The following is a 10,673-nucleotide window of genomic DNA, read 5'->3' on the forward strand; positions in this document are numbered from 1 at the left end:
CCCGACCAGGCCACCGCCCGCGCCGCGGCGGCGGGCACCACCGCGGGGACCCTGGCCTTCACCCTGGGCCACTGGCGGGCACGCCAGCTCCTCGCCCGCCCCATGGACCCGCCGGTGACCACCACCCCCTGGCATCTGATGCCCATCCCCCGGGTGCTGGAGCGCCTGGACGCCGATCATGACGGCCTCACCCCGGAGGAGGCGACCGCCCGCACCGCGCTGGGGCCGCGCCGCGGCGAGCCCACCCGCACCACCCTGCCCGCCGCGTTCATCGAGGAACTGGCCAACCCCCTGACCCCGGTCCTCGCCGCCGGGGCCGCCCTGGCCGCCGCCGTGGGCTCGCGCACCGACGCCGCACTGGTGGCCGCCATCACCGGCATCTCCGCCCTCGTCGGCGGATTCCAGCGGGTCAGAACCGAGCGGGCGCTGTCCGAGCTGTTCGCCCGCTCCGCGATCGGCGCCCGGGTCCGCCGGGGCGGCACCGAACGCCTCGTGACCGCCGGGGACCTCGTCCCCGGCGACATCGTCATGCTGGGCCCCGAGGACGTGGTGCCCGCCGACTGCCGGCTGCTGGAGGGCGAGGGGCTCGAGGTCGACGAGTCCTCGCTGACCGGCGAATCGCTGCCGGTGAGCAAGGATCCGGCGCCGGTCGTCGGCGCGCACATCACCCAGCGCCGGTCGATGCTCTACGAGGGCACCACCGTCTCCGCGGGGCGCGCCGTGGCCGTCGTCGTGGCCACCGGACCGGCCACCGAGGTCGGCCGGAGCCTGGCCACCGCCCGCCAGGCCGCCCCCGTCACCGGTGTCGAGGCGCGGCTGACCTCGCTCACCCGGTCCAGCGTGCCCATCGCGCTCGGGTCCGCCGCCGCGGTCGCCGGTGCCGGACTGCTGCACGGCCTCCCGCTCACCGAGAACCTCGCCTCCGCCGTCAACCTGGCCGTCGCGTCCGTCCCCGAAGGGCTTCCGTTCCTGGTCAACGCGGCCCAGTTGGCCGCCGCCCGCCGGCTGGCCGACCTCGGCGCCCTGGTCCGCAACCCCCGCACCATCGAGGCGCTCGGCCGCGCCGACGTGCTGTGCTTCGACAAGACCGGAACCCTCACCGAGGGCAACCTCCAGCTCGCGGCCGTCAGCGACAGCGGCGGCCCGCTCCCCGCCGACCGGCTCGACGCGCCCCGTAAGGCGGTGCTCGCCGCCGCCCTGCGCGCGACCCCGCCGGCCCGCCAGTCCGAGCCCATGGCCCACCAGACCGACCGCGCGGTGAGCGTCGGGGCGCGTCGGGCCGGGGTCGGGGTGCGGCGCGGAGCGCCCCGCTGGCGCCGTACCGACGCGCTGCCCTTCGAACCCTCCCGCGCCTACCATGCCACCACCGGGCGCACCGTGCACGGTCCGCTGCTCAGTGTGAAGGGCGCGCCCGAGGGCGTCCTGGACCGGGTCGCCCGGCGGCGCGCCCCGGGCACCGGCCATGCCACCGAACTGGACGCGGAGGGCATCAGGAAGCTGGGCGAGACCGCGGAGGAGCTGGCCGGCGCCGGGCGCCGGGTGCTGGCGGTGGCCGAGCGGCGGATGCGGGAGGGCGAGGAGCTGTCCGACGAGGCCGTACGGGACCTGGACTTCCTCGGCTTCATCGCCATCGCCGACCCCGTGCGCACCAGCGCCGGCCCCGCCCTCGCGCGGCTGCGCGAGTCGGGTGTGCAGACCATGATGCTCACCGGCGACCACCCCGCCACCGCGGATGCCATCGCGGCGCCCATCATGGATCTCCCCGAACCGAAGGTGTGCACCGGTCCGGAGCTGGACGAGATGGACGACGCGGAGCTGGACGAGCTGCTGCCGACGGTGGACGTGATCGCCCGGTGCAGCCCGCACCACAAGGTCCGCATCGTCCAGGCGTATCAGCGCCTCGGCCGGGTGGTGGCGATGACCGGGGACGGCGCCAACGACGCCCCCGCGATCCGGCTCGCGGACGTCGGGATCGCCCTGGGGCGGCGCGGCACCCCGGCCGCGACCGCGGCGGCGGACCTGGTCGTCACCGACGACCGCCTGGAGACGATCGTCTCGGCCCTGATGGAGGGGCGCGCCATGTGGGCCTCGGTGCGCGCGGCCCTCGCCATCCTCATCGGCGGCAACTTCGGCGAGGTCACCTTCAGCGTGGTCACCTCCGCCCTGACCGGCGCCACCCCCCTGAGTGCCCGTCAGATCATGCTGGTCAACCTGCTGACCGACCTCGCGCCCGCGCTCGCCATCGCGGTGCGCGAGCCGACCGGGCACACCGGCGAACGGCTGCTCAAGGAGGGCCCCAGCCGCTCCCTGGGCGCGGCGCTGACCAAGGAGATGCTGCTGCGGGGCGTCATCACGGCCGCCGGGGCCGGACTGGCCTGGACCGGTGCCCGGGTCACCGGCAGAGGCCGCCGGGCCGGTACGGTGGCGCTCGCCGCGCTGGTCGGCACCCAGCTCGCGCAGACCCTGACCACGGGCGGCCTGGACCGGCATGTGCTGGTCGCCGGGCTGGGCTCCGCCGCGGTGCTCGCCGCCATCATCCAGACCCCGGGCGTCAGCCAGTTCTTCGACTGCACCCCGCTCGGCCCGGTCGCCTGGGCCATCACCCTGGGGTCCATCACCGCGGCCACCCTGGTCGGCCCCCTCCTGGCGCCGCTGATGCGGCTGGAGAGGACGCCCCTCGAAGCGGATCAGGCGGATCAGGCGGATCAGGCGGAGGGTACGGCGGAGGGCGCGGACGCCGCCGACGGGGCGGAGGTGCCCGCCGCATCGCGCTGACCACCGAACCTCTTGCGCCACCCGGCACGGGCGATAGTGTTGTATGTCCCGGTTTGAGATGACGGGGGCGGATCGGTGCGGAGGAGGGTGTGATGCGGAGCCGAGAGCGGTATGAGCTGATCTTCGTGGATGCGACCGTCCCCGGGACCGAGGATGTCGTGGTGGTGCACCGTACGGACAGCAGTGGTCCGGGCGGGCACCCCGTGTACGCGGACGACACCGGCATCGTGCGGGCGGAGATCAGCGACCGTGACGAGGTGCGGATGATCGCCAGCGGCGGCCATCAGGTGCACGCCGCCGCGGTCAGTGCCCGCCCGGTGTCCTGAATCACCCGTCCGGTGACCGATGCGTCTGTCGTCTTCGCAGGTCGGCGCCGTTGTCAGTGGTGCCCGCTACGTTTGCCCCATGGGAGTCCGAAGAGCGATGAGGTGCGGCGATGAGTGATGTGGCGGCGGTGGACGGCGCGACCGGTGTGGAGCTCCAGTTGGAGCCGTACCGCACGCAGTTGACCGGTTACTGCTATCGGATGCTGGGCTCGGCCTTCGAGGCCGAGGACGCCGTCCAGGAGACCATGGTGCGCGCCTGGCGGGGCCTGGACCGCTTCGAGGGCCGCTCCGCGCTGCGGTCCTGGCTCTACCGCATCGCCACCAATGTCTGCCTGGACATGCTCAACGGGAGCAAGCGCCGGGCCCGGCCCATGGATCTGACCTCCGCGGCCACCCCGTTCCCGGCCGCGCTCGCCGAGCAGCCGGAGGCCACCTGGATCGGGCCGGTCCCGGACGGCCAGGTGCTGCCGGCCGGGGGAGACCCCGCCGAGGTGGCGGCCCAGCGGGACGCGGTGCGGCTGGCGTTCATCGCCGCCCTTCAGCATCTGGCGCCCCGCCAGCGGGCGGTGCTGATCCTGCGCGAGGTGCTGGCGTGGAAGGCGAGCGAGGTCGCCGAGCTGCTGGGCACCACCGTCGCGTCCGTCAACAGCGCCTTGCAGCGCGCCCGGGCCACCCTCGCCGCGAGCGAGATCAGCGACTCTGACCCGGTCAAGCCGCTGGACGAGGAGCAGCGCGCCCTGCTGGCCCGCTATGTGGACGCCTTCGAGCGCTATGACCTGGACTCCCTCACCGCCCTGCTGCACGAGGACGCCACGCTCTCCATGCCGCCGTACGAGCTGTGGCTGCGCGGCCATGAGGACATCCGCCAGTGGCTGGTGGGCCATGGCATCGGCTGCCGCGACTCACGGCTGGTCCCTACCGTGGCCAACGGCCTGCCCGCCTTCGGCCAGTACCGTCCGAGCGGCCCCGACGGCCGCCATGAGCCATGGGCGCTTCAGGTCCTCGAGATATCAGGGGGCCGGATCACCGGGCTCAACTCCTTCCTGGACACCGAGCGCCTCTTCCCGCTGTTCGGCCTCCCCGCCCAGCTCGAGCCCGAGGGCGTGGCCTGAGGCCAGGGCGTGCCCTGACGCCGCGGGGGTCGTCAGGGCCTCGTCCAGCCCCGTCCAGGTGAGCAGCCGCCGTAGCTCACCGCAGGCGTTGCGGAGCTGGAGCCCGCGCCCCAGTCGGCCGGCGGTCAGCCGCAGCCGGGCCAGGGCCTCGACCACGGCCAGGTCCGGCCGGCCCACCCCGCCCACGTCCACGGTGACCGGCCCGGGACCGGCCCGGCGCGCCAGCGCGGACAGTCGTTCGCACAGCCGCTCCACCTCGGCGCGGGTGACCGGCCGGCCCAGGATCAGCACGGCCGGGGACGGCGGGGCCGGGGGCGGCGTGGGCGGCTTCTCGGGCTCGGGACGGGCCAACGTCCACCTCCTGTCGTGGTGTTCACCGGTGAAGACCGCCCGGCTGAGGAAAAGTCATCGGCCGCGCCCCTCCGGCCGCGCCCCGCGATGCCGCCGCCTCGCGCCCGCACGACTGTGGTGCACAGCCGTCAGGGGCCGTGCACCGCAGTCCGTTCGCCGCCGGGGTGGCGGGGTCAGTTGTTCTGGATGAACTGCTTCGCCAGACCGTCGCCGACCGACACGGCCTTGTCGTGGTTCTCGATGGGGGAGACGGAGGAGTTCTTGAAGACGATGTACGTCACCCCCGATTCGGCACCGCCGGTCTCCGGGTTGGGGTCGATGCCGAGCGCGTTGGCCGTGGCGTAGGACGCCTCACCGATGATCTTCGTCGGCCCGGTGTCGCCCACCACCGCGTACTCCACCTTGTTGTTGTAGATGACCGCGACCACACCGCCGCCCTTGATGCCGGACTTGGTGTAGTCCCAGGTGGAACTCGGGCTCGGCACCACGACATACGGCAGCTTGTCGGCGACGAGGGGCTTGCCGTCCGACTGGTGGAAGGCGGTGTCGTCCTGGAACCACGGGTCGGTGTCCCCATTGCACCGGGAGGTCACCTGGCCATCGCAGTCGATGTCCATGTCGGCCTTCCAGAAGACCGCCCCATTGGCACCGCAGACCGGGATGTTGGCCGATGTCTCGTCATCGGTGCGGTACTTGCCGCTGGATATCTGTGAACAGCCCTGCACCTTGGCGAGCAGTTGCGCCGCGGTGACCGTGCCCTCCTTGGCGGACGCGGGGGCCGGCGCGGGGCCCCGGGTGGTGGCGTGGGCGCCGGCGGTGACGGAGCCGGCCAGCAGTCCGGCCGCGGCGAGTACGAAAGCGAAACGCTTGGGCATAGGACACCCCTTTGTTAGGAACCTTTCCTAACCTCGTCGGCATCCTGGCGAGTTGATAAGCTCATGTCAATACGCCCGCCCCGGGAAAACCCATGCGTGATACCGCGCGAATCGGCGTCGTTCGGAACACCCCCCGGCAGGGGTTCTCAGTGCGTGGCCCGCACCAGCTTCAGCAGCCGGGTCACCTCGCGCGCCACCGCGTCACGCCCGGCCGCGAAATAGCGGCGGGGGTCGACCAACTCGGGGTGGCCCGCGAGATGGTCGCGGATCGCCCGGGTGAAGGCCACATTCAGATGGGTGGCGATGTTCACCTTCGTCAGCCCCGCCTCCACGGCCCGGGTCAGATCCGCCTCGGGCACCCCGGAGGAGCCGTGCAGCACCAGCGGTACGGGCACGGCCGCGCGCAGCGCCGCGACCAGCGGCAGATCCACCACCGCGGCCTTGACGACCATGGCGTGCGAGGTGCCCACCGCGACCGCGAGCGCGTCCACGCCCGTCGCCGCCACATAGGCGGCGGCCTCGGCCGGATCGGTCCTGGCGCCCGGTGCGTGGACCCCGTCCTTGCCGCCCACCTCGCCCAACTCGGCCTCCACCCACACCCCGTGGGCATGGCAGCCGGCCGCCACCTCGGCGGTGGCCGCCACATTGCCGTCGTACTCCAGGGCCGAGGCGTCGAACATCACCGAGCCGAAGCCGAGGTCCACCGCCTCCCGCACCAGCTCCGGCCCGGTGGCGTGGTCCAGATGCACGGCCACCGGCACCCGCGCCGCGCGGGCCACCTCCACGGTCGCCCGGCCGATGGCGGCGAGGGCCCCGTGATACCGCACCGCGTTCTCGCTGATCTGAAGGATCACCGGCGCGCCCGCCGCCTCCGCCCCGGCCACGATCGCCTGGGCGTGCTCGATCTGGATGACATTGAACGCACCCGCGCCGAGTCCGGCGCGTGCGGCCGTCCCGACGATCTCCCCGGTGGCCACCAGCGGCATCTACCGGCTCCTTCCGCCTGCTTCCGTGTTCGTTCGGGTTCCGTGTTCGTGCGTTCCGTCCGCCCCGGCTCAGCCGAGGATCACCGAGCGGGTGAGATGGCGCGGCTCGTCGGGGTTGAGTCCGCGCGTCGCCGCGATCGCGACCGCGAGCCGCTGCACCACCACCAGTTCGGCCAGCGGGTCGCGGCCGAAACCGGCGACCCGGCCGCCGGTGCGGGTGATCTCCTGGTCCGCCACATCCGACGCCCCCTCGCCCAGCCACCACACCACGCTCCGCGGGCCGGTCACGCTGATCGGGCCGTGCCGGTATTCCTTGGCCGGATATGCCTCGGTCCACGCCCCCGCCGCCTCGCGCATCTTGAGCGCGGCCTCCTGGGCGACCCCGTAGGTCCAGCCCCGCCCGAGGAAGGTGAACTGCCCGGCGTCCACGAGCGCCCCGGGCAGCGGCTCGGCGAGCGCCGCCTCGCCGTCCGCCTCCAGGTGCTCCAGATCCGCGCCCAAGTGGGCCCGGAGCAGGGCGAGTTCGGTGGTGGCCCAGCGGGTCTGCACCACCGAGCGCTCATCGGCGAAGTCGAGTACGACCGCGGCGTCCGCGGCGCCCACGACCGGGGAGTCGGGGACCGCCGTGATGACGGTGGTGGGCACCCGGCCGCGCACCGCGCCGAGCAGCTCCAGCACCTCGGTCGTGGTGCCGGACCGGGACAGTGCCACCACCCGGTCGTAGGCGCGGCCGGCCGGCATCTCCGACGCGGCGAACGCGTCCGTCTCGCCCTGGCCCGCCGCCTCGCGCAGCGCCGCGTACGACTGGGCGATGAACCACGAGGTGCCGCAGCCGACGACGGCGACCCGCTCACCCGGCCTGGGCAGCGCCGCCCGCACGGGCCCCTCCGGATCCCGGGCCAGGGCGATGGCGCGCCGCCAGCAGTCGGGCTGGCTCGCGATCTCGGCCTCGGTGTGGCGCATGGGACTCCCCTCGTCGCACGGATGATCCGAGCACTTTTCATGTGCGGAATTGTTTCGTATGGGCAGATAATGCGCAGGATCACGCATGAAAGTCCAGAGCCGATGTGCGCGGGGTAGGGTGATCGACGTGAAACGGCCCGAGCGCTGGAACGCCCTGCTGGATCTGCTGACCAGGGACGGCAGAATCGATGTGGAAGAGGCGGCCGCCGAGCTGGCGGTGTCCGCCGCGACCATCAGGCGCGACCTGGATGAGCTCGCTCAGCAGCAGATGCTGACCCGTACCCGCGGCGGTGCGGTCGCGCACAACCTCTCGTACGACCTTCCGCTGCGCTACAAGACCGCCCGGCGCGCCTCGGAGAAGCAGCGGATCGCCGCGGCCGCGGCCCGCCTGGCCGAACCGGGCTCGATCGTGGGTCTCAACGGCGGGACGACCACCACCGAGGTCGCCCGCGCCATCTCCCTGCGCGGCGATCTGTCCGCCCCGGGCGGCGGCCCGGCCGTCACGGTCGTCACCAACGCCCTGAACATCGCCAGTGAGCTGGCGGTGCGACCCCAGGTCAAGATCGTGCTCACCGGCGGGGTGGCCCGTCCGCAGTCCTTCGAGCTGATGGGGCCGCTGGCCACCGGAGTGCTGGGCCAGGTGTCGCTGGATCTGGCGATCCTCGGCGTGGACGCGCTGGACACGGTCCAGGGCGCGACCGCCCACCATGAGGGGGAGGCCAGCATCAACCACCTCATGGCCGGGCGGGCGGCCCGGGTGGTGGTCGTGGCCGACAGCTCCAAGCTGGGCCGCCGGGCGTTCGCCCGGATCTGCGCGCTGGAGGATATCGATGTGCTGATCACGGACACCGGCGCCGATGCGGAGCTGGTCGCTCCGTACACCGAGGCCGGTGTCCGCGTGATCAGGGCCTGACGCGCCGTATGCTCCTGACGTGCCGTACGGTCCTGAAGTGCCGGACGGGCCCGAAGTGGCCGACCGGCCCGAAGCGCCGGACGCCTGCGCCTACGCCTTGGCCGCGGCCAGCAGGGCGGCCACCCGCTCGACGGCGAACGCGTAGCCCTGCACACCGCATCCGGCGATCACTCCGTTGGCCAGCGCCGAGACATAGGAGTGGTGCCGGAACGTCTCCCGCTGGTGGATGTTGGAGATGTGCACCTCCACGATCGGCAGACCGTCGCAGGTCGCCAGGGCGTCCCGCAGCGCGACGGAGGTGTGGGAGTAGCCCGCGGGGTTGATGATGACCGCCGCGTGGTGCTCTCGCGCCTCATGGATCCAGTCGATGAGCTGCCCCTCGTGGTTGCTCTGCCGGCAGTCGGTCGTCAGACCGTGCGGCGCGGCGGTCACGGCGACCAGCTTCTCGATGTCGGCCAGGGTGTCCGTGCCGTAGATCTCGGGTTGCCGACGGCCCAGGAGATTCAGATTCGGCCCGTTCAGGACCATGATCGTGGAACGGTCGCGCACGGGGGTGTTCGCCATGGCGTGGTGGTCCTTCCTGGGCGGTCGGTACATCGAGGGCGGTTCACCGGGGACACCGGCCCGCGACGCATCGTAGATCAGGGATATGACACCACCGTCGACGGCACGGTGGAGGTGCCCGATGTGGGAGATCCTATGTCGTTGATGACGCGCTCGTACTGGCCCTGACCGCCGAGCGAGACCACCAGCAGATTGTGGAACTTCACCCCCGACGCGTTCGGGGCGGCGAAGCCGTGGTGCTGCACGATGCTCGGGTCGACGTTGTAGTAGCAGTAGCTGCCGAGCCCCCATCCCTCGTGCGTGGTCACCGAATCGGCCACCTTGTAGGCCGCGTAGCCCTTGATGGAGCCGTTCTGGATGGCCGCCTGGTTCGGGGCGTCGTACGCCTTCTCGTTCTGGAAGAAGATGGTGCGGCCCCGCTGCCCGAACCACTGCACGTCGTACTTGTTGAAGTGCTCCACGAACAGCCCCGTGGCGAGGACGTCGTCGCCGTTGACCCGGACTCCGTAGTCGGCGCGGTTGGTCTCCCAGCCGACCCCGTCACCGTGGTCGGCGCGCCAGACCCAGGTGTGGTCGACGATGGTGTGACGGCTGTTGATCACCATGCTGGTGGTGGCCTTGCCGGGGCCCGCGCCGCCGATGCGGATGAACACGTCCTGGACGGTGGTGGGGTTGGCCGAGTGGTCGGCCGAGGCTCCCGCCGGGCCGACCTCCAGGAGGGTGGCGGAGTTGACCGGTCCGGCGTCGATGAGGAAACCGGCCAGCCGCACCCCGTCCACATCGGCGACCTTCAGCGCGGTGGCGCCGTTGTCGGGGATGAGCGTGGCGTAGCCGAGCCCGAGGACGACGGTGTTCGCCCGGTTCACCCGGATCGGCTGGTCGAGGTGGTAGATCCCCGGGGTGAGCAGCAGTTGGAGCCCCTGGGCGAGCGCCTCGTTGAGGGTGGCCGCGGTGACGCCGGGCTTGGCCACGTAGAACTGCGACAACGGCAGCGAGGTGCCTCGGGGGGTGCCATTGCCCCAGGTGACCCCGCGGGCGTTGGTCCGCTTCTCGGGCAGGAAGACCCGGTACTCGCTGCCGTTGAGGTACAGGAACGGCTTCTCCCGGGAGACGGGGGTGGTGTCGAGCGTGGTGTACGGCGGGTTCGGGAAGCTCTGCCCGGGCGCGCCCTCCACCCCGGAGAACACCATGTTCCACACGCCGTTGAGCCAGCTTCCGATCGCGCTGTCGCGGGTGTACCACTGCTGCTGGGAGTACGGTCCGACCTGGCCGTCGATGCGGCTGTCCGCGATATAGCCGCCGCTCGCCCAGCCGTAGCCGTTGGGGGAGAGGTTGAGCCCGCCGCGCACGTGCATCCGCCGGAAGGGCGCCGCCTGCGCCACCGCCCAGCGGTTGGTGCCGTTGACCGGGACGACCGCGAGGTTCTCCGCCGAACGCCAGAAGTTCTGGGTGGCATTGCCGTTGAACCACCCGGCGTCCACCGTGATGTCGCCGTTGATGGTCGTGTCGTCGGGGGACAGCCCCAGCCCGGCGATGGAGGTGTAGAAGCCGATCTGGGCGTTGAGCCCGCTGTAGGAGCCGGGCTTGAACAGCAGGGCGTAGCGCCCGGTGCCGAACTGCGCCGACTCCTGCTTCTTGAACACCTCGTCCAGCTTGGCCTGGATACCGGGCGTGGACGGGGCGAAGACGATGACGTTCGGGCCGAGGTCGCCGCCGCCCGGCAGCGCCCGCGGGCTCTTTCTCCGGCCCGCGGGGGCGGCCGACGCGGGAGTGGCCAGGCCGGCGAGGGCGGGGGCCGATGCGACGGC

Annotated in this window: 10 protein-coding genes; 4 read left to right on the forward strand and 6 right to left on the reverse strand. The window is 72.4% G+C overall.

Translation table 11 applies throughout. The annotated features are described in order from the left end of the window. From KN815_RS41060 to KN815_RS41070, 3 genes are all read left to right on the forward strand, one after another. The coding region (locus tag KN815_RS41060) for a cation-translocating P-type ATPase (RefSeq protein ID WP_216346883.1) at positions 1–2,775 on the forward strand (2,775 nt) is incomplete at its 5' end. A gap of 92 nt (positions 2,776–2,867) precedes the next feature. Beyond that, positions 2,868–3,101: a DUF6296 family protein gene (locus tag KN815_RS41065; protein WP_014057012.1), complete on the forward strand. Its 234-nt coding sequence runs from the start codon at positions 2,868–2,870 to the stop codon at positions 3,099–3,101. Between the two features lie 110 nt (positions 3,102–3,211). After that, positions 3,212–4,213, forward strand: coding sequence for a sigma-70 family RNA polymerase sigma factor (locus tag KN815_RS41070; RefSeq protein WP_216346884.1), 1,002 nt, complete (start codon positions 3,212–3,214; stop codon positions 4,211–4,213). On the opposite strand, the gene KN815_RS41075 is transcribed toward KN815_RS41070, so the two are convergent. From KN815_RS41075 to KN815_RS41090, 4 genes are all read right to left on the reverse strand, one after another. After that, a complete protein-coding gene (locus KN815_RS41075) occupies positions 4,112–4,564 on the reverse strand; it encodes an STAS domain-containing protein (RefSeq protein ID WP_216346885.1) in 453 nt (150 codons plus the stop codon). The two genes, KN815_RS41070 and KN815_RS41075, sit on opposite strands and share 102 nt — an antisense overlap. Positions 4,565–4,737: 173 nt before the next feature. Further along, a complete protein-coding gene (locus tag KN815_RS41080) occupies positions 4,738–5,439 on the reverse strand; it encodes a glycoside hydrolase family 75 protein (RefSeq protein WP_216346886.1) in 702 nt (233 codons plus the stop codon). A 146-nt stretch (positions 5,440–5,585) separates the two neighbouring features. After that, complete coding sequence (locus KN815_RS41085; protein WP_216346887.1) at positions 5,586–6,425, reverse strand: class II fructose-bisphosphate aldolase; 840 nt, start codon at positions 6,423–6,425, stop codon at positions 5,586–5,588. Between the two features lie 69 nt (positions 6,426–6,494). Next, positions 6,495–7,388, reverse strand: coding sequence for an SIS domain-containing protein (locus KN815_RS41090; RefSeq protein WP_216346888.1), 894 nt, complete (start codon positions 7,386–7,388; stop codon positions 6,495–6,497). A gap of 127 nt (positions 7,389–7,515) precedes the next feature. On the opposite strand from KN815_RS41090, the gene KN815_RS41095 reads away from it, so the two are divergent. After that, the gene (locus KN815_RS41095; RefSeq protein ID WP_216346889.1) at positions 7,516–8,301 is read left to right on the forward strand and encodes a DeoR/GlpR family DNA-binding transcription regulator; all 786 of its coding nucleotides are present in this window, start codon (positions 7,516–7,518) and stop codon (positions 8,299–8,301) included. A gap of 90 nt (positions 8,302–8,391) precedes the next feature. Here the strand turns inward: KN815_RS41095 and aroQ are convergent, their stop codons facing one another. Continuing rightward, positions 8,392–8,865, reverse strand: a complete 474-nt coding sequence (gene aroQ / locus KN815_RS41100) for a type II 3-dehydroquinate dehydratase (RefSeq protein ID WP_216346890.1) — start codon at positions 8,863–8,865, stop codon at positions 8,392–8,394. Positions 8,866–8,942: 77 nt separating this feature from the next. Continuing rightward, a partial coding sequence (locus tag KN815_RS41105; protein WP_216346891.1) for a pectate lyase-like domain-containing protein occupies positions 8,943–10,673 on the reverse strand: 1,731 nt, incomplete at its 5' end.

The organism is Streptomyces niphimycinicus (assembly GCF_018883605.1).
In the GTDB taxonomy this organism is placed as follows: domain Bacteria; phylum Actinomycetota; class Actinomycetes; order Streptomycetales; family Streptomycetaceae; genus Streptomyces; species Streptomyces niphimycinicus.

Coding starts and splice junctions, on each gene's coding strand:
- KN815_RS41080 (WP_216346886.1), bottom strand. CDS start 5,439: ATGCCCAAGCGTTTCGCTTTCGTACTCGCCGCGGCCGGACTGCTGGCC.
- aroQ (WP_216346890.1), bottom strand. CDS start 8,865: ATGGCGAACACCCCCGTGCGCGACCGTTCCACGATCATGGTCCTGAAC.
- KN815_RS41065 (WP_014057012.1), top strand. CDS start 2,868: ATGCGGAGCCGAGAGCGGTATGAGCTGATCTTCGTGGATGCGACCGTC.
- KN815_RS41085 (WP_216346887.1), bottom strand. CDS start 6,425: ATGCCGCTGGTGGCCACCGGGGAGATCGTCGGGACGGCCGCACGCGCC.
- KN815_RS41090 (WP_216346888.1), bottom strand. CDS start 7,388: ATGCGCCACACCGAGGCCGAGATCGCGAGCCAGCCCGACTGCTGGCGG.
- KN815_RS41070 (WP_216346884.1), top strand. CDS start 3,212: ATGAGTGATGTGGCGGCGGTGGACGGCGCGACCGGTGTGGAGCTCCAG.